The organism is Ilumatobacter sp., assembly GCF_030065885.1.
Taxonomy (GTDB): Bacteria; Actinomycetota; Acidimicrobiia; order Acidimicrobiales; family Ilumatobacteraceae; genus Ilumatobacter.
This window is the reverse complement of the sequence record NZ_JASJCS010000010.1, coordinates 86,622-104,777: the sequence shown is the minus strand read 5'-3', so window position 1 is coordinate 104,777 and position 18,156 is coordinate 86,622. Positions and strand designations below refer to the sequence as shown.

Below are 18,156 nucleotides of genomic sequence, written 5' to 3'. Positions count from 1 at the left end.
GTCGAGACCGGCAAGCCGCTCGCCGACATGCGCGAGTACGTCGGCACGATGCGCACTGCGGCCGAGCAGATGGGCGGGTTGCCGCCGGTCGACCTCGCGACGTTGCGCGACAAGATGGTCGGCCTCGCGGTCGAGATCGGCGACGGTGCGGTGTGGGCGAACGCGTCGCGCAGCCGCATGGCGCACTCGCTCTCGCTGGTTCCGGACGACCGCCTCACCGACGGCTTCCAGGTCGGCAACATGATCCCGACCGTCGTCGACGACGACCTCGCCGCCGCCCGCGCCCGCAACCGCAAGACGCTGCAGGGCTACGTCGCGCTCCCGAACTACCGCAACTACTGGATCGATGCCGGCTACGCCGACGAGATGGCCGCCGTGCAGGCTGCCCTCGACGCGCGTGATGCCGACGGCGTGCTGGCGGCCATGTCCGACGAGTGGCTCGACGACTGCACCCTGTCGGGCCCGGTCGACCGGGTCCGCGACGGCGTCGAGGCGTGGTTCGACGCCGGCGTCACCAACCCCATCCTGGTCCCCTCCTCGACGAGCGGCGGCCAAGCGAAGGCGATGACGGAACTGTTCGCCACGTTCGGCTGAGCCGTCGCCGCCGCGTTCGACGAGCGACGCGACAGCGCTACAGCGTCACCCGCAGCCCCGCGTCGCCGGCGGGGTAGAAGGCCTGGAAGCCGTGCCGTCGCTGCAGGTCCTCGTCGGCCCAGGGGAGCGACTCGTCGCTCGCATAGTTGAAGTGGAACTCGGTGCCGTCGTCGTAGACGTTCAGGACGCGCGCCAGCGCCTCCGGGTCGGGGTGATGGTGCTTCGTCCCGTTGGTCGACAGCAGGTAGCGCCGACAGTCGAGCAGTTCGAGCAGCTCGTACGAGTTGTTGCGGGCACTGCCGTGGTGCGCCATCTTGAGCGCGTCGACCGGCAGCCGGCCGTCGAGGCCGCGCTGCTCGATGAGCCGGCGCACCGCAGCCGCGAGTTGCGGCGCGTGCGCATCGCCCGCGAACAGCACGGCGCGACCGCCGAACTCGGCCAGGAACGAGATGCTGCTGCCGTTCGGCTCGCTGTCGTCCGGATCGAACGGCACGTCGCCGAGCTCCTCCACGACGATCGGGCCCTCGTGGCCACCGCCCAGGACGTCGGGGCCGTGATGCCGGTCCTGACCGAGCAGCTCGAGCGCACGTTCGTAGTCGCCGGGTTCGATGCGCTTGTCGGGGTCGGCGTCGCCCAGATCTTCTTCCCAGCGGTCGCGCATCTCGCTCAGTTTCGGCCACGTCGGACCCAGCAGCGTCAGCGTCATGCCACCCTCGAGCTCGATCGTCGGCAGGTCGCCGCCGTCCTCGATGACGACCGCGTGCCCACCGAACGCATCGTTCCACGGGAACTCGCGATCTCGGAGGACGGCACCGAAGAACTCACCCTGTCGGGCGCCGAGCACGCCGGGCATTTTACCTTCGTAGTCCCGGTGCAGGTGGTTCATGTGGCGCCAGCCGTTGAACCACACGTCGCCGACCCGGTCGGGTCCGAACCGTGCGTCCTGCAGCAGCGGGACTGCGCCCGCGATGTGATCGGCGTCGACGTGGGTCAGGACGAACAGCTCGAAGCCGATGTCGGGCCCGGCACCGAGGCGGTCGGCAACCGCCCGGTAGGCCGTCTTGCGGCCGCAGTCGACCAGGATGCGCCGAACCGGATCGGCGCCGTACTCGATCCAGAGCGCGTCGCCCTCGTTGGCGGGGAGCATGTCGATCTCGAACATGGCTGCCTCTCTCGTTGCCGTCGTCGTCGGTTCTCGTCGTTGGCTGTCCTGGTCGTGTTCGGCGAGCGCCGTCAACCTCGCGTGGAGGTGGGCCGCACCCTCGAGCACCGTGGTGGGAAGCTGCCACTTCGAGTCGGCGCCCCACCAGGTGCCGTACCGATCGAGCTGCGCCAGCGTCGACGGGATCGCATAGTCGAGGCCGAGCTCTCTCGATCCTGTGGCGAGCGCCTCGACGTGCTGCTCGGCCTCGGCGAGCGCATCGTCCCGACCGACGAGGGGTGCGAGCAGGGACAGTTCCATGAGCGACCCGCGCGCCCAGATCGCATCCTCGGCGATCCTCGTCGCCTCCTCGTCCCCCTCGTCGGTCGGTTCGGTCGAGGCGGCACGTTCGACCGCGTCGGCGGCAGCCGCCCTCGCCGTGATCCAGTCGTCGGCGCGCTCGTCGAGCGAGCCGCGCACGACCGCTTCGAGGACCAGCCACTGCACCCACGTCCAGTGGTGATCGCGGGAGGTCTTCGCCGCCCGCTCGTACGCGTCGGCGGCCTCCATGAGTGCGTCGCGGCTGCGCTCGCGCCACCCGTCGGCGTCGGAGCCGGTCAGCACGCGGCTGAGCTTCCATGCGGCTTCCGCTTCTCGCTTGAGCGAGCTCGCCTGGAGTCCTCGGCGCTCCTCCTGCTGCGCCTTCGTCAGCGACTCGGTTCGCGCCATCCTCTCGAGCCGCTCGCGCACCGACGCGAAGCGCTCACCGATGTCCTCGGCCTCGTGCCGCTGCGCATCGCTGAGCCCCGGCCCGGCATCGGTCAGCTCGGTCACGATCTCCTTCACGCGCCTGTCGGCGTGCTTCGACGCCGCTTCGAGACGGGCGAGCTCGACCTCGAACTTCCTGTCGGCGAGTTGGGCGTCGCTCTCGGTGTCGACGTGGACGTAGCCGACCAACGCGACGCGGTCGTAGAACGTCTCCTGCTGTTGCTCGCGGAGCGCTCGCCGGCAGTCGGCGATGGCTTCTCTCGGATCGCCTCCCTCGATGACCGTCTCGAGGAACGTCGTGATCAGCTGGTCGGAACCGGTCTTGGTCAGTGCCAGCTGTGACGCCACCACGACCGGGATGCCCGCCCGGTGGAGGTGGTGGGCGAGCGTGCCACCCGCCTCGATCGACTCGACCTCGCCGCTGTGGCAGGTCGCGATCGCGAAGCTCGCCGGCCGGGGCACGCCGGGGAGGAACATGTCGCTGAGCGACGCGGGCGAGCAGCGGTCGATCGTCCCGTCATCGGCTTCGAGCGCCAGGAACGTCGAGGGCTGGGGCTCCCGTTCGAGCCGGACGAACGCGTGGGGATCGGCCTTCGTCCCGCCGATGCCGTGGGCGAGCAGGTGCACATGCGTGAATCCGTGGTCCGGTGGGGCGAGCTGCTCGGCGATCCGCTCTTGCGTTGCATTCTCGACCTCGACGGCCGCGCCGCCCTCGAAGCCACCCCAGTCGCTCAGCACCTCGGCCAGCAGTCCGCGATGGCGCTCGTGGGGCACCTCCATCCGCTTGCTCGACTCCTGCCGCTGCTTCGGCTCGGCCCACGCGAACAGGACCTTCGGCTTGTTGCTCCGGACGACGGCGGGGGGAGGCCAGGGCTGGCGGATGCGACGTGTGATCACCGCATTGGTCGCGGCGTCCTCCTCCAGGATCTCGAACGGGAGCTGCGCCAGTTCGAGCGCGCGGGTCACGATCTCGACCTGGTAGGTGCTGCCGTCGTGGTCGGGTGGCGGCCCGATCGGCAGGAACTCCTCGAGGAAGGGTCGGAGGTCGGTGATGAACTGCTCGGCCACCTCCCGTACGCGATCGAGGTCACCGCTCCGGAATCGCTCGTAGTCCAGCGTGGCCATGCCCTGCAGCAGCTGCGATTGGCCGAGCGGGAACCGGACCTCCTCGGTCGGGCCGGTGGTGCCGTTGGTCCGGATGTAGTGGTCGGAGGTGCGGATCACGCCGGTCGACTCCCCGAACCGCTGGAACTCGACCGTCACGGACTGCATCGCGACGCCTCCTCTGCCTGCCCCCAAGCGTCGGGTCCGCCAGTGCAACGAAGGAGAACCGGCGCCTCGGCCGATGGTTTCGCTGTCAGTGTACGCACACCACGAGGTGGGCTTCGACCGATATCGCGCTCACGGCCCCGGAGGCCCCGGTGCGCCAGGCCGGCGCTCGGTGGTCGGTGGCCACAGGCGTCTGTGCGTCGAGGTTTCGCGGTTGTTCACCATCCCGGCCGGCCGTGGCTCCGAACCGGTCGCAACACACTCGACCAGAGGAGACACCATGAACATCAACCGCGACACGCGTGCTCGACGGGCACGGACGGCGGCGCTGACCGCCGCTGCGATCCTGATCGGCGTCACGATCCCGGCGACGGCGATGGCCGATCCGCTCGACGAGGAGCTGCTCGCTCCGACGCGGATCGTCCAGTTCGGCGAGCCGTCCGGCGACGGAGGGCCGGACGGCCCGAACGACGATCCGGGCGCGGACGAGCAACTGGACGAGCAGCCGGGCGGCGACGGCGACGGCGTCGACGACGGTGCCGGCTTCGGTGGCCTCGGTGACGAGAACGCCACCGTGTTCACCGTCGACCCCGACCGACCGGACGAGGACATCGTCGACACGACCGAGATCACGACGGTCGACGTCGCGATCCTCGTCTGGCCGGGGTTCTACGCCGGACCGATCCCGATGGCGTTCTCCTGCAACGGCGAACCGGCCGCGGTGTCGGGCGACAACGCCGGCGAGGTGATCATCGGCACCGACGGCGCCGACAACCTGACCGGGACCCCCGGCGACGACGTGATCATCGGTCTCGGTGGATCGGACCTGATCGACGGCGGCGCCGGCAACGACGTGATCTGTGCCGGCGGTGGAGGCGACGAGGTCCACGGCGGCCCGGGCGACGACACGATCTTCGGCGAGGCCGGCATCGACACGCTGTTCGGCGGCGACGGCGTGGACACGGTGCACGGCGGCCTCGACGGCGACACCCTCTGGGGTGGGGGCGGCGTCGACACGTTGCACGGCGACGCCGGCGTCGACACGATCAGCGGCGGCGACGCCGACGACAAGCTGTTCGGCGGCGGCGACGACGACTTCCTCCATGGCAACGCCGGGCAGGACGAGATGACGGGCGGCTGCGGTCGTGACGTGTTCAACGTGCGCGGTGACGGCGACGAGATCAAGGACTACTGGGGAATCAACGGTCCGCACTTCGACAACATCACGCCCGACGCTGTGGGCACGACCGTGCTGTTCGGCTCGATCCACAACTGCTAGCACGTCGCGAGTTGCGTCTGACACAACTCGCGACGTGGAGTGTCGTGGGTCAGGCGATCGCTAGCCCCCGCCCAGCCGGTCGGCCGGTTGCGGCGGGGGCCACGCCGCGGGCGTCACGCTGCGACCGGCCACCGGCGTGTCGAGCATCAGGCGCTTGATCTCGGGGAGGGCCGGGCACGACGCATCGAGCGTCTCGCTCAGCGACAGGTGCTTGCCGGCATCGGCGAACCGTCCGAGCCGATGCTCTGCCAGAGCGGTGAACGCGAGCACGTAGGCCCTCTGCCGTCGCGAGATGCGGCCCGCAGCGGCGAGCTTCAGGAGCGGCAGACCCTCGTCGGCCCGGCCGAGCAGCACGAGCGTCGATCCGCGGGTGCTGGCACAGGCCGGTTCGGTCAGGCGTTCGGCGAAGGCCCGCTCGGAGTACCGGTCGGCGTGGGCTACCAGGCCCGGATCGAACGTCATCACCGCAGCCCACGCGATGTTGTTGGCGAGCATCGGGTCGGCGCCCGCATCGGATGCCACGGCCACGGGCACGAGCTGGTCGAAGGCTTCCCGCCACTGACCGGCCATCAGGAGGAGGGTGCCGAGCAGCGTCGCGGACCTGTCATCGCCCGGATCGGCGGCCGCCTCGACCCTGGCGAGCTCGATCGCCTCGTCCATGTCGCCGCCATGCAGCGTCTGCACCAGGCGCGCCCGGCCCGGAGTCAGACGCATCTGCTCGAGGTCGTGGCGCCACTGGTCGGGCGACGTCAGCACACTGAGCAGTTGGGCACCGTCGGTCGCCATGCCCGAGACCGGGCCGACGTCGATCCGCCGCGGCCACAGGTTGAAGGCGATGTCGACGCACGCCACCAGGACGATCGCCCACTTGGCGTGATGGCCCCACGCCGAACCCGGATCCCACGGCAGCGTCGCTGCGATCACGACCGACTCCACCGTGATCCCGGCCGCGAGCATCGCCACGTCGCGCCATCGCCGACCGGTCGCGTTGGCGATCGTCACCCCGCCGACGAGCGTGCCCCGCAGCTCCAGACGCACCGAACCGAGGTGCATCGAGGCGAGCCGGCGGCCATGCCCGATCGTCACGCCGAACACCTGCCACCCGACCAGCCGGCCGACGATCGCGTGCGCCGACTCGTGGAGCGACGTGAGGACGACGGCGGCGGGGACGAGCACGATCACGAACCGGATCGGGCCCGAGACGATCTCGCCCAGGTCGCCCGACGACGTCCCGCCGTTGACCAGCAGTCCCGCGAGGACGCCGATCAGCACCAGCAGCACCGTCGCCAGCCACGTGCGTGAGCGAGCGGCGATCATGTCGGTTCATCGGCGGGCGGCGACCACGACCTGAGCGGGTCGGCGCCGCGACGGCTCATCCGTCGAAGTCCTCGTCGCGCAACACGATCGGGTGGCCGTGCGGGGTGCGGTGAGCCGCCCGGCGCCACGCTTCCCGGGTTCGTTCCTGGTCGTCCTCCGACGCGGCTCCCGACTCGGCGACCAGGCGCTCGAGGGCGGCGAGCCAGTGGTGGTAGTACGTCTCGCCGGTGTCGGGGTCGCCGGCGTCCTTGGCGTGCTCGATCTCGCTCGTCAGCGCTGCCGCCCACTGCGGCCACGTGAACAAGCCCTGCTCGTGCAGCCGCACCGCCATCGCGAAGGCGTGGGCCTCCCACGGCTTGCGGAAGACCAGCTCGCCGTCCTCGGCCGGCTGGCCGGGGAGCAATCCGGTCGCCTCGTCGCTCACGACACGGGCTCCAGGTACGGCTCCCACGCGTCGACGGAGACCCGCTGGCCGGGTGTTGCGTCCTCCCAGCACTCGCGCGCGTCGAACACCACGTTGTACAGCCACTGCGGCTGCTCGCCGAGGTCGTGGGCGTTCGTGTCGGGGAACACGTGGACGCCGTGGACGCGCGCGATCGTGCCGACCCGCCCGGCCACGTAGCTGGGCAGCCGTGTGTGGTGATCGACGGTGCCGGAACGGGTGCGCACGCGATCGCCGACTGCGAACCGGGCCGGGCCCGATGGCTCGCGTTCGACCGGGCCACCTCTGGCCAACGCCGCCGCGACCCGATCGGCCGCCAGGACGCCGCGCACCTCGGCGGGCGCGTGGATCGCGTGGCCGGCGGCGAGCTCGTCCTCGGTCACCAGGCCCCGGTCGACGAGCAGCCGTTCGAGGCTCGCGGTCCAGATCTCGAAGTACGTCAGGTCGGCGTAGTCGGGCAGCGTCTCGCGGTAGCGGCGGCTCATGTCGATGTTCCACCGCCCCGAGGCACCAGCCGCCAAGGTCAGCGCCAACGCCTTCGCCTCCCAGCCGTGATGGAACACGATGCCCTCGGGTTCGCTCTCGATCGGACCGCGATCGGTCGCGCCGCCGAGGTCGGCGTGGCTGACGTAGCTCACGCCGGAGTGGCCATCTCGTCGTCGACGGCGTCGGGCTCGAGCGGCAGGCCGACGCCGATCATCGAATCGCGGGTCACGAGCCCGGCGAGCTGCTCCTCGCTCCACCCCTCGGTGCCGCGCGGACGCTGCGGGATCACCAGGTACCGGATCTCGGCCGTCGAGTCCCACACGCGCACGTCGACGTCGTCGGGCAGCGACACCCCGAACTCCGACAGCACACCGCGCGGATCGCGCACCGCCCGTGAGCGGTACGGCGCGCTCTTGTACCAGGTCGGCGGCAGGCCGAGGACGGGCCACGGGTAGCAGCTGCACAGCGTGCACACGACCATGTTGTGGGTTGCGTCGGTCTGCTCGACCGCGACCATGTGCTCACCCTGACGGCCCGTGTAGCCGAGCGATGCGATCGCGGCCGTGGCGTCCCGGCGAAGCCAGTTTCGGAAGTCGTCGTCGACCCACGCCCGCGCGACGACCCGGGCACCGTTTCGCGGGCCGATGCGCGTCTGGTAGGCGTCGATCAGCTCGTCGAGGGCAGCCGGATCGATGTACCCCTTCTCGGTGAGCAACGTCTCGAGCGCACGGACCCGGACGTCCATCGGGTCGAGCTCTCCGTGTTCGTGATCGTGATCGTCGTCGTGATCGAGCCCATGCCCCACGACTGGGAGCGTAGAGCAGCCCGTCGCGAGGTGTGCCAGGGAGCCCAGCCGACAGGCGCGGCGACCCAATCGTTGCGGTGCACGGAGTCGCCTGCGAAGCAAGGCGACGAGAAAACCGTTCACCGCGCAAGGTGTACCTATCCGCTGAAGCCCCAGGCACATCTCGCGACGTATGGTCGCAGCACTCGACGAACGAGGAGGATGCGATGGGACTGCTGGACGAGCTCGGGTACACGGTCAAGCCGGCGAACGCCGTGCAACGGGTCACGCAGCGCATCGCGTCGAGCCGCCCCGGCGCCTGGACGTTCCAACGCACCCTGTACCCGATGGACAAGGCGCTGTTCCGCATCTCGAAGGGCCGCACGACCGTTCCCGGTCTCCTGGCCGGCCTGCCGGTGATCATGCTCACCACGACGGGCGCCAAGAGCGGCAGGTCACGCACGATGCCACTGCTCGGCATCCCCCTCGACGGAGCGCTCGCCGTCATCGGCTCCAACTACGGCCAGCAGCACACGCCCGGCTGGGTGTACAACCTCGAAGCCGACCCGGCGGCCAGCGTGGGGTATCGAGACCGGACGGTTGCGGTCGTCGCCCGGCGCGCGAGCGACGAGGGTGCCGACCGGGCGTTCGACCTGGCCGCCGACGTCTACCCCGGCTATGCCAAGTACCGCGAGCGCGCCGACCACCGCGTGATCCGCGTGTTCGTTCTCGAACCGGCCGACTGACGGCCTCAGGCCGGCGCCGGCGCCGAACCCTGCGCCGGCGTCCGAGTCGCGGTCAAGGTGCAGGCCGATACCGTCGCGGTCGTGGCCGAGGTCGACTCTCCCGCGGCGGCGGTGCTCCGGCTGCTGGCCTCCCTGCCCGGGCGGCGAGAGGATGCCGTCGCGGTCGTCAATGGGCTGTTCGGCGACACGCTGGAGGATCGAGGGTCACGCTTCGCGACGCCGATGACGATCCGGATCGGTGACGTCGTGCTCCCGCTCGAACGCATCGCACTCGCCGACAGGTTGGCCGACGCGGCCGTGGCCGTGAGCGGTCGGATCTGCGTGTTCGTCCACGGCCTGATGTCGACCGAGTCGATCTGGCGCTTCCCCGGCGATCGCTCGACGACGTACGGCACGCTCCTCGCCGCCGACCACGACGTGACGGTGCTCTCGCTGCGCTACAACACCGGCAGGCACGTCTCGACCAACGGGCGTGAGCTCGCCCAGCTGCTCAAGGACCTCGTGCGCGCCTGGCCGGTGCCCGTGCGCGAGATCAACCTGGTCGGCCACAGCATGGGCGGCCTCGTGATCCGCTCGGCCTGCCACTACGGACGCACGATCTGGCCGGCTGGCCGGCGGCTCCCGCTCGGGCGTCGTTGGACGAGCAAGGTGCGCCGGGTCGTGCTGATCGGAGTGCCGAACACCGGCGCCGGCCTCGAGGTGTTCGTCAACTCGGCCAGCGCCGCGATGTGGGGGCTCCCCGTTCCCGCTGCCCGACTCGTCGGGCTCGGACTCGACCGACGCAGTGCCGGCATCAAGGACCTGCGGTTCGGCGCCATCGTCGACGACGACTGGCTCGAACACGACCCCGGCTCCCGAGATCGACCGCATCCGCACCGCGCGCTCCGCCTCCGGCGCGCCCATCAGCTCGTGATCGCCGGGTCGCTCACCTCCGACCCCGAGCATCCCGTGGCGCGCACGTTGGGCGACGCGTTGGTCACGACCCCGAGCGCGGTCGGAGCCAGTGGCGACGGTCAGCTGTTCAGCGGAGCCACCAGCCGCATGTTCCCGACCGTGTCGCACATCGCGCTCGCCCATCACCCCGACGTCTACGCGGCGATCACCACCTGGTGGTGAGCCGCGCCGCCGGGCGCCCCCCGATCGTGTCCCGGGAGCGATGCCGCCCGGAGACCACGCGATCCGGAGCGTCACCCGTCGTCGTCTTCGAACCAGCGGCGCTCGACGGCCTTGGCGGCAACCTCGTCGCCGGCGGCCCGGTGGGCCTCGATCAACGCGTCGACGTGCGCCTTGTTCCAGGGTTCGGCCTCGATGAGGACTCCCAGCGCCGCGATCCGCCCGCTGTCCTCGACGCCGGCACCGGCTGCGACGTCGGCGACGACACGTTCGGCGGCGTCGACGCGAAGGCGTTCGACCTCACGCCGGAGCTCGTCGACCCAGTCGGCGTCGGGGAGCTCGCTCGACAACCCGGGCGCCACCAGTGCGAAGACATCGTGCGCCGTGCCGTCGGCCGACCGCGCGCCCGCCACATCGCTGGTGGCGTCGACGATCACGCGATCGCCATCGACCGTGACGAACCGGCTCGGTTCACCCTTGTGGCGGTTCGGCTCGAGCACCCGTCTGATCTCGCTGAGCGCCGTGCGGAGCAAGGTGCGGCCCTTCTCGGGCTCGCGACCAGGCCACACCGATTCGATCACCTGCTCGCGCCGGGCACCTCGTCCCCCGGCCAAGCCGAGCCAGAGCAGGACCTCGAGCGCCTTCTTGGACTTCCACGCCGACGGCGCGATCACGGAGCCGTCGACCTCGACGAGCGGCTCACCCAGCAGCCCGATGACGAGCCCGGTGGGCGGCGCGGTGCCGCCGGCCAGCAGCCCCGCCACCGTCTCGAGCGGCGCGTAGCCGGCCTCGCGGTACTGGTGCAGACGCCTCGCATCCCGCTCGATCCGCTCGGTGTCGCCGGAGCCGGCCGACAGCGCGCACGACAGCAGCGCCGCCTGTACCCGCGCATGGTGATCCTGCCGCCCCACCTGTCGCTGGAGCACGTCGACGACCGCTGCCGCCTCCTCCGCACGGTCGAGGCGCACGAGCGCCCACCCGTGCACCGGCGCAGCCGCCGCCAGATCGAGACCACCCACCTCGAGTGCCGTCCGGTACGCCTCGGCGGCGTCGACGGCCGCGTCCTCGAGCCGGCCGTCGAGCACCGCCGCTGCGGCGAGTAACGACCGACCGGGTGCCGCAGTCGCCGCGGGCTCGACGTCGGCGAGCTCGAGACATCGCCGCCCGGCCTCTGCGGCCGCGGCGAGGTCGTCGCGCAACAGCGCGAGCTGACCGGCGATCCAGGTCGGCCACACCCCGTCGCCGGCCTGGTCGAGCGCGGCCGACGCGCCGTCGAGGTCGCCGGCCCACCACCTGACCATGGCGAGCTGGGTCTGGATCGCTGCGGCACTCGCCGCAGCGTCGGACAACCTGGCCGCGGCCTCCAGCGCGTCGGCGGCATCGGGCAACTCGCCGCGTCCCGCATGCACCGACCCGAGGGCGAGGAGCGCCTCCCGGCGCTGCCCGGTCTCGACGGCGCGTTCGACGCGTTCGCGTGCCTGCACGATCGCAGCGTCGAGGTTGACGGTCGCCCGGCCCGCCGACAGCGCCGGCGGGAAGCGCCGCCGGACCTCGGCAGGCATCACGTACAGCCACCTCATCGCATGGTCGGTGCCGACGGCGGAGAGGTGGTCGGCGAGCACGTCGGCGGCCGCCTCGGCGTCGTGGCCGGCGAGGTGGAGCTCGATGGCGGTCGCCGGGTCGCTGTCGGCCAACGCCCGCGCCGCAGCGGTCTGGATCGCCGACACGTCGTCGTCGCCGAGCGATGACGCCAGCTCGTCGGCGACCGACGGATGCAGTCGCCAGAACCCGTCGGCGTCCGACGCCAGGCTGGTCAAGGCCCCGAGCTGTGCCAGCGCCTCGCGGGATCCGAGTCCGAGCTCGGCGGCCAGATCTGCGGTGAGGTACGGCAGCACGGCGAGGCCCTGCAGCAGCCCGTGGTGGCTCGCGAGCCGTGCGTCGGCGAGGAGTGCCGTCACGAGGTCGCCCGCCGCCTCGACGTCGGCCGGGTCGGCGACGACACCCTCGGCGACCATCGACAGCGCTGCCGCCCAACCGCCCGTCGACTCGGTCCAGTCGCCCGAGCGACCGAGGACCTGCCCGTGCAGCTCGAACAGCCGCCGTGCCTCGTCGTCGTCGAACGCGAGGGCCTCGCGATCCAGCACGATCGGCGCCACGGCGGACAACCGGCCGAGCAGCGCCGCCGGGCGCGATCGGCCCGAGATCACGACGGTGGCCTCGTCGGGCAGCAACGACACGACCTCCGCCAGCAACTGGTCGCAGCGGCCGCCCTCGGCCTCGTGATAGTCATCGACCGCGAGCACCGACGGCTCGGCCTCGAGCAGCTCGAGCAACGTCCCCGCAAGCACGAGCACGTCGGTGGCCAGGCCGACGTCGTCGTCCACGGCGACGCCGGCGGACTGCAAGGCCATCGCCACCAGGTCCGCAGCATCGTCGTACCCCGGCGCGAGACGGCACCAGATTGTCCGCCGCCCGGACCGATCGCAGAGCTGCCCGGCCAGGACCGACTTGCCGTTCCCCGCCGGGGCGGCGAGCACGACGACCGGCGCAGCGTCGCATGCAGCCAGCAGCCGCTCGCGCCGGATCTCGCGGCCGAACCGCGGCCGGCGCGCCAGCACCATCGGGACGCCCGTCATCCCCCCGAATCTACGGGCAGCCCGCACTACGCTCCCGGTCCATGGCAGGGCCGGACCTCGCGGGCCGGCGGCTCGGCGGGTTCGAGCTCGTCGAGCCTCTCGGAACGGGTGCGTTCGCGACCGTGTGGAGGGCCCGCCAGCTCCGCCTCGGCCGCGATGTCGCGGTCAAGGTGCTCGACCCCGTCGTGGCGCGCAACCCCGACGCCGCGCGCCGATTCGAGCGCGAGGGCCGATCCGCCGCGTCGCTCGACCACCCCCACATCGTCACCGTCTACGAGGCAGGGGAGGAGGACGATCTCGTCTACCTCGCGATGCGGCTGGTCGAGGGTGAGACGCTCGAGGACCTGCTCGATCGCGAGAGCCCGCTGACCGTTCGGCGAACCGCCGACCTGCTCGGTCCCGTGGCCGATGCGATCGACCACGCCCATTCCCGTGGGCTCACCCACCGCGACATCAAGCCCTCGAACATCCTCCTCGGCGAAGCGCGGGTCTGGCTGGCCGACTTCGGGATCGCCGCGACGGCGCAGGAGATGGGCCGGTACACGACGGGTGCACTGGGCACCGTCGAGTACATGGCGCCCGAGCAGGCCGCGGCGGGGGACATCGACCACCGCGCCGACCTGTACTCGCTCGGCTGTGTGGTGTTCCACTGCCTGACCGGCGGCCCGCCGTTCACCGGCGACGAGGTCATGCCGGTGCTCATGGCCCACGTCAACGACGACATCCCTCGCGTCGACCACGAGGGGCTGGCGGCGTTCTTCGACACAGCGCTCGCCAAGGATCCCGACGACCGATTCGCCAGTGCGTCCGATCTGATCGACGGCCTCCGCGATCGGGGCGGTGTCGCGCCCGTGACGGTGGTGCCGCCCGATGCCGGGGGTCGTACGTCGTCGCTCACGCGACCGGCCGTGCTCGTACCGCTCGTGCTCGCCCTCGTGGCGGTGGTCGTGCTCGCCGTCGTGCTGAGCCGCGGCGGCGACGACGAGTCCGAGGCGACGACGACCACGGTGCCCGCCTCGGGCGACACCTCGTCGGCGGCCGCGGTCGATGGCGCAACAACGGCGAACACCGCACCGGTGCCGACGACCCCGACGACCCCCGACGCCGGCACCGAGACCGACGCCACGGCGAGCACGGCGGACCCGACCACGACGACGGTCACCGACGACGACGGACCGCTGCCGATACCGGGCGGACTCGCCGTCGTCGCGACCAACGACCCGCTCGCGAGCCTGAACCCGCACACCGACTTCAACACCGCGGGCTTCCTGTCGGGCTTCGTCTACCCGACGCTCGTCAACGTCGAGGGCGACTTCTCGCTCACCCCCAACCTCGCCGCCGAGCTCCCGGAGCTGGTCACCGCCGACCCGCTCACGATCCGCTGGACGCTGCGCGACGACGCGGCCTGGAACGACGGCAGCCCGATCACGAGCGCCGACGTCGAGGCCACGTACGAGTACCTGGTGAGCGGCACCGAGAACCTGATCGGCACCTACTTCTACGACCAGATCGAGGCGTTCACCGTCGTGAGCGACACCGAGTTCACGGTGACCTTCGCCGAACCGATCGGTGCGTGGCGGGTGCTCTTCAGCACCACGCACCCCGTCATCCAGCAGGCCGCGTACCAGGCGCACGTCGACGCCGGCCGTCCGCTGACCGAGTTCTTGCAGACCGAGGCGCCGTTCGCCGGCGGTCCCTACGAGGTCGTCGGGTTCGAACCCGAGCGGCGGATCTCGATCCGTCGGAGCGACACGTGGTGGGGGGAGCCCGTCAACCTCGAGCGCGTCACGTTCCGCACCTACGCCTCGATCGACGACCAGATCGATGCCGTCCGGACCGGCGACGTCGATCTCACCTACGTGCGCCTGCCCGCCGCCGGGCAGGTGGTCGAGGCCCGTTCGATCGACGGCGTGACGGTCGAGACCGGCGCCTCGGACAACCAGTTCGAGCTGGCCTTCAACACGAGGCGGGCGCCGTTCGACGACGTCGGCGTCCGGCAGGCGATCGCTCACGCCATCGACCGCGATGCGCTCACCGCAGTGCTGGTGCAGCCGGTGACCGGCTCGGCGGAAGTGCCGCTCAACAGCCTGCTGCACTACCCACGGCAACCCCAGTACACCGAACCGTTCGGCCGGTACGGCGATCTCGATGAAGCGGCTCGGCTGCTCGACGAGGCCGGTTGGATCGAGGGCGACGACGGCATCCGGACCAAGGACGGCGAGCCGCTCGTCGTCTCGATCATGTACCGCGGCACCACGGTCGACCTCATCAACGCCGAGGGCCAGGCCCAGACGATCCGCGATCAGCTCCGGCGGGTGGGTGTGGTGGTCCAACTCGAAGCGTTGGGGCTCGACGACTACAGCGCGCGTCGGACGGCGGGCGACTTCGACGCCCGTCTCGACTTCACCGTGATCAACGTCGACCCGTCGGGGTCCGTGCTGTTGCGCTTCGGCGGCGGCCACTGCCCGCCCACCGTCACCGGCTGCGACGGCGACCCGATCGGATTCAACTACGGGGGCTACGCCAATGCCGAGGTCGACGCCTTGATCGCGCAGGCCGAGACCACCGCCGACGAGTCGGCGCGCACCGCACTGTTCCAACAGATCGATGCCCTGCTCGCCGCGGACGTGCCCACGCTCCCGCTGTACGAGGGCCCGGCGTTCGTCGCCCACGTGTCCGACCTGTCTGGTGTCGAGCTCCTCTCGCCTCGCGGCGGCCCGCTGTCGAGCTACGGCGAGTGGGCCTACGTCGCCGAGCTCGACTGAACCGGCGGCGTAGCGCACCTGCGGTTGCTTTCACGGTCGGTTCACGCCGCGCCTCGACCATGTCCTCATGAACGAGGAGCAGATCACCAGGTTCACCGGGCTCGGGGGCAGCGTCGTCGCTGTCGTCATCGCCGTCGTCGTGGGTGCGCTCGTCGGTGCCGGTGCCCGTATCGCCGTGCACGATGCCGAGCCGGACGGCGGCGTGACGGTGACAGCCGCAGCCGGACCACCAGGCCCGGACCGCGCACCCGACCCTGCGACGAACCGAGAGCCGACGAGGACGACCGTTCCGACCCCGACGACGGCCGCGTCGACCACCACCTCGACCTCCACGGTGCCGCCGACGACCTCGACCGTCCCTGCGGCCACGCCGTCGACCGGACCTGAACCCGCCAGCCAGCCCGCCGACTCCGACGCCGACGGAGCGACGGACGTCCTGACTCCGGGATCGGTTCCGTCGATCGGCGACGGTCGCCCACGCCCGGCCGAACGCGACCACCGGTCCGATGTCACCGAGTGGCTCGCCGCGTTCGATCGCGCGCACCGCGCCGGCGATCTCGCGTTCCTCCTCGACACCCTGCACCCCGTCGTCCCGGCGACGTTCGGTGACGCTGCCTGCGACGAGTACGTCACATCGACGATGGGCTCGGTCACCGACATCGAGGTGCTGGCGGTCGGCGAGCCGGCCGCCTACGAGTTCCCCGAGCGGAGCGGCACGGCGCGGGCGTCGGTGCTGGTCACGGCACGTTGGACGCAGACACCGACCGGCGAGTCGGCGGTGGTCGAGTTCCATCTCGTACCGACCACCGACGGCTACGCGTGGCTCACGCGGTGCGGCGTCGACCTGCCGGCGTCGACCTAACACCGCATCCACCAACGTGTTCCCTGGTCGCCGGCCCACCGCACCGCTGGCATCGTTCAGACTTCCTCGAAGGTGCGCACGGCGAGGCCGCCGGCACCTCCTCCGTCGCCGCGCCTCGCCAGCGGCCCGTCGGCCTCGGCGCTCAACAGCGCACACGTGCCGGACACGGCACTCGGCGCACAGCGCTTGCCCACCAGAAGGCTGGACCCCACGCGGGCCCGGCCTCGGGCGCGTCTGCGTTTCACGCCGCGTTCACGGCCGCATCGGAGGGTGGGCCCACGTCGATCGATACGGCATCGACCCGATCAAGGAGACCGCTCCGATGAGCACCACCACGAACACCAGCACCACCACGAACACCACCACCGACGACACGACCGCCACCGGGAGCGTCCACCGCGCGATCGCCCGGTACGTGTCGTTCTGCCTGCTGACGGTCACGCTGATCGTCTCGCTCGGCGTCCAGCCGGCCGCAGCGCTGCAGCAGACGACACCGACACCGTTCGTCGACGTCCTGGTCGACCCCGTCGAGGCGGGCGGCATCGTCGACGTGTACGGCGACGGCTTCGTGCCCGGTGAGATCGTCGAGATCGACTTCGGCGGGTGGACGATCGCGTCGGCGGCCGCCGACGCGTTCGGCACGTTCCTGACGTTCGGCACCGTCGACTCCCTGATGCCGGCCGGGGCGCACCCCCTCGATGCCAACGGCGACCTCGGTTCGTGGGCGACCACCGACCTGACGGTCATCGATCCGATCGGCCAACCGGTTCCGCAGGCGCAGTCACCCGTGCGGTATCCCTATGTCGGAACGCTGCAGCTGACGGTCGATCCGGGTGGTCCCGTCGACGTGCTGGGCGGCGACTTCCTGCCCGGTGAGATCGTCACCGTGGAGTTCGGTGGCGTGGTGCTCGACGTCGTGACCGCCGACCAGTGGGGCAAGTTCTTCGTCGCCGGCTGGGTCGACCCGCTGATGTCCGCCGGCTTCCACCCGCTCGACGCCTGGGGCGACCTCGGCAGCTCGGCGTACATCGACGTCGAGGTGTCCGCGCCGATGACCAACCCCGTGATCGACAGCTGGGGCCCGGCGACGCAGGGCACCGATGCGGTGATCGACGGGGCCGGCTTCGCCCCCTACGAGACCGTGTGGGTCGAGTTCGGTGGCCTGTCGACGCCGATCACCGCCGACGAGTGGGGCATGTTCATCGTCAACGTGTACGTGCCGGCCGACATGCCGGTGGGCGCCCACCCGCTCGACGCCTGGGGTGACACCGGCACCTTCGCCTCGCTCGACCAGGTCGTCGATCCGGCCGTGGTGTCCCAGCCGGTCACGCCACCGGCTGCTCCGACGGCCCAGCCCCAGCAGCCGCCGACCTCGCAGCCCCAGGCGCCGCAGCCGCCTCCGACGCCCGGGCCGCAGGCGCAGCCCCAGCAGCAGCCCCAGCAGGAGTCGCAGCAGCCGCAGAGCCCCGCATCGAAGTCGTCCGAGCGTCCGGCGACGAAGGAGACGAACGTCGCCAGCGAGTCGTCGACCAAGGCGGACGGTGCAGTGTCGGCTGCCACCGAATCCGTGACGCCGCCCTCGGACGAAGGTGCGACGTCGGACGACGCGGCGACGAACACCACCGTCCAGCAGGAGCCGGAGACCGACGATCTCGACGACGTCCAGGCCGACGACGCCACGGGAGCCGATGACACGACGGACGACTCGGCAGACGAGCCCGTCGTGACCCGCACGGTCATCGAGAACGACGGTGGTGTCTCGCTGCTCGGCGCCGGCGTCGCCGGTGTCGCCCTGGCAGGTGCCACCGCTGGCGCCGCCGCCATGATCGCCCGTCGTCGCCGCGACTGATCACCCCTCCAACTGCGAAGCCGCACCGGCACGTCCGGTGCGGCTTCGTCGCGTCCACGCAGCCGGCCGACGGTTTCACGCCCGATTCACGCCCGGCTCGTTGGA

Annotated in this window: 14 protein-coding genes; 7 read left to right on the top strand and 7 right to left on the bottom strand. The window is 71.2% G+C overall.

Annotation, left to right across the window (positions count from 1 at the left end):
- On the top strand, positions 1-594 hold a 594-nt coding region (locus QNJ12_RS04620; protein WP_300619458.1), incomplete at its 5' end, for an LLM class flavin-dependent oxidoreductase.
- Positions 595-631: 37 nt separating this feature from the next.
- Here QNJ12_RS04620 and QNJ12_RS04615 read toward each other — a convergent pair.
- Positions 632-3,775, bottom strand: a complete 3,144-nt coding sequence (locus QNJ12_RS04615; protein ID WP_300619455.1) for a CHAT domain-containing protein — start codon at positions 3,773-3,775, stop codon at positions 632-634.
- A 277-nt stretch (positions 3,776-4,052) separates the two neighbouring features.
- On the opposite strand from QNJ12_RS04615, the gene QNJ12_RS04610 reads away from it, so the two are divergent.
- Positions 4,053-5,051 (top strand): calcium-binding protein, encoded by a 999-nt coding sequence (locus tag QNJ12_RS04610; RefSeq protein WP_300619452.1) that lies wholly within the window; start codon positions 4,053-4,055, stop codon positions 5,049-5,051.
- Between the two features lie 60 nt (positions 5,052-5,111).
- Here QNJ12_RS04610 and QNJ12_RS04605 read toward each other — a convergent pair whose 3' ends face one another.
- From QNJ12_RS04605 to nthA, 4 genes are read right to left on the bottom strand one after another with little or no spacing between them, the layout of a single operon-like run.
- Complete coding sequence (locus QNJ12_RS04605) at positions 5,112-6,368, bottom strand: site-2 protease family protein (protein ID WP_300619450.1); 1,257 nt, start codon at positions 6,366-6,368, stop codon at positions 5,112-5,114.
- A gap of 55 nt (positions 6,369-6,423) precedes the next feature.
- Positions 6,424-6,792, bottom strand: a complete 369-nt coding sequence (locus QNJ12_RS04600; RefSeq protein ID WP_300619447.1) for a nitrile hydratase accessory protein — start codon at positions 6,790-6,792, stop codon at positions 6,424-6,426.
- Complete coding sequence (gene nthB, locus QNJ12_RS04595; protein ID WP_300619444.1) at positions 6,789-7,448, bottom strand: nitrile hydratase subunit beta; 660 nt, start codon at positions 7,446-7,448, stop codon at positions 6,789-6,791. Before nthB ends, QNJ12_RS04600 begins: the two co-directional genes overlap by 4 nt.
- Complete coding sequence (nthA, locus tag QNJ12_RS04590) at positions 7,445-8,041, bottom strand: nitrile hydratase subunit alpha (protein ID WP_367281750.1); 597 nt, start codon at positions 8,039-8,041, stop codon at positions 7,445-7,447. Before nthA ends, nthB begins: the two co-directional genes overlap by 4 nt.
- Before the next feature lie 266 nt (positions 8,042-8,307).
- Here nthA and QNJ12_RS04585 point away from each other — a divergent pair, with 266 nt between their 5' ends.
- Entirely contained in the window at positions 8,308-8,826 is a 519-nt protein-coding gene (locus QNJ12_RS04585) for a nitroreductase/quinone reductase family protein (protein ID WP_300619440.1), read from the top strand.
- 81 nt (positions 8,827-8,907) lie between these two features.
- Positions 8,908-9,942, top strand: a complete 1,035-nt coding sequence (locus tag QNJ12_RS04580) for an alpha/beta hydrolase (RefSeq protein ID WP_300619437.1) — start codon at positions 8,908-8,910, stop codon at positions 9,940-9,942.
- A 71-nt stretch (positions 9,943-10,013) separates the two neighbouring features.
- Here the strand turns inward: QNJ12_RS04580 and QNJ12_RS04575 are convergent, their stop codons facing one another.
- The gene (locus tag QNJ12_RS04575; RefSeq protein WP_300619434.1) at positions 10,014-12,575 is read right to left on the bottom strand and encodes a hypothetical protein; all 2,562 of its coding nucleotides are present in this window, start codon (positions 12,573-12,575) and stop codon (positions 10,014-10,016) included.
- A gap of 41 nt (positions 12,576-12,616) precedes the next feature.
- Between QNJ12_RS04575 and QNJ12_RS04570 the strand changes: the two genes are divergently transcribed.
- Together QNJ12_RS04570 and QNJ12_RS04565 are read left to right on the top strand one after the other, a co-directional pair.
- A complete protein-coding gene (locus QNJ12_RS04570; protein WP_300619431.1) occupies positions 12,617-15,340 on the top strand; it encodes an ABC transporter substrate-binding protein in 2,724 nt (907 codons plus the stop codon).
- A 67-nt stretch (positions 15,341-15,407) separates the two neighbouring features.
- Positions 15,408-16,202 (top strand): hypothetical protein, encoded by a 795-nt coding sequence (locus QNJ12_RS04565; RefSeq protein WP_300619428.1) that lies wholly within the window; start codon positions 15,408-15,410, stop codon positions 16,200-16,202.
- A gap of 56 nt (positions 16,203-16,258) precedes the next feature.
- Here the strand turns inward: QNJ12_RS04565 and QNJ12_RS04560 are convergent, their stop codons facing one another.
- Positions 16,259-16,396, bottom strand: a complete 138-nt coding sequence (locus tag QNJ12_RS04560; protein ID WP_300619425.1) for a hypothetical protein — start codon at positions 16,394-16,396, stop codon at positions 16,259-16,261.
- 128 nt (positions 16,397-16,524) lie between these two features.
- Between QNJ12_RS04560 and QNJ12_RS04555 the strand changes: the two genes are divergently transcribed.
- A complete protein-coding gene (locus QNJ12_RS04555; protein ID WP_300619422.1) occupies positions 16,525-18,051 on the top strand; it encodes a hypothetical protein in 1,527 nt (508 codons plus the stop codon).
- The last annotated feature ends 105 nt before the right edge of the window (positions 18,052-18,156 follow it).

Coding starts and splice junctions, on each gene's coding strand:
- QNJ12_RS04615 (WP_300619455.1), bottom strand. CDS start 3,775: ATGCAGTCCGTGACGGTCGAGTTCCAGCGGTTCGGGGAGTCGACCGGC.
- QNJ12_RS04610 (WP_300619452.1), top strand. CDS start 4,053: ATGAACATCAACCGCGACACGCGTGCTCGACGGGCACGGACGGCGGCG.
- QNJ12_RS04605 (WP_300619450.1), bottom strand. CDS start 6,368: ATGATCGCCGCTCGCTCACGCACGTGGCTGGCGACGGTGCTGCTGGTG.
- nthA (WP_367281750.1), bottom strand. CDS start 8,041: ATGGACGTCCGGGTCCGTGCGCTCGAGACGTTGCTCACCGAGAAGGGG.
- QNJ12_RS04585 (WP_300619440.1), top strand. CDS start 8,308: ATGGGACTGCTGGACGAGCTCGGGTACACGGTCAAGCCGGCGAACGCC.
- QNJ12_RS04575 (WP_300619434.1), bottom strand. CDS start 12,575: ATGACGGGCGTCCCGATGGTGCTGGCGCGCCGGCCGCGGTTCGGCCGC.
- QNJ12_RS04570 (WP_300619431.1), top strand. CDS start 12,617: ATGGCAGGGCCGGACCTCGCGGGCCGGCGGCTCGGCGGGTTCGAGCTC.
- QNJ12_RS04565 (WP_300619428.1), top strand. CDS start 15,408: ATGAACGAGGAGCAGATCACCAGGTTCACCGGGCTCGGGGGCAGCGTC.
- QNJ12_RS04555 (WP_300619422.1), top strand. CDS start 16,525: ATGAGCACCACCACGAACACCAGCACCACCACGAACACCACCACCGAC.